General features: G+C 49.1%; 1 protein-coding gene. It reads right to left on the bottom strand.

The annotated features are described in order from the left end of the window. On the bottom strand, positions 1-273 hold a 273-nt coding region (locus tag C1642_RS19010), incomplete at both ends, for an Ig-like domain-containing protein (protein WP_171304732.1).

Raw genomic sequence — 273 nt, 5'->3', positions numbered from 1 at the left:
GACCCCTTGATTCCTTGATCAGGTCCAACATTGTCCAGATAACCACTCGGTACAGAAGGAGTAGCCGGTGCTAATGTATCTACAGTAACTGTTATTGCTGGGCTCTGTGCACTTTCATTACCTGCTGCATCAGTCAACGTATAAGTCAGTTGATGTGAACCATCTGCCAGCGGAGTGGTAGGCGTTAGTGTACCGGTTACAGGATCATAGCTTGCAGCTACCTTCTCACCATCAACATACAAGGTCGGAGTCTCACCTGCACCCGGTGCAGAA

The organism is Acinetobacter sp. AKBS16 (genome assembly GCF_002899995.1).
Lineage (GTDB): Bacteria > Pseudomonadota > Gammaproteobacteria > Pseudomonadales > Moraxellaceae > Acinetobacter > Acinetobacter baumannii.
This window is presented reverse-complemented; position numbering and strand designations above follow the sequence as displayed.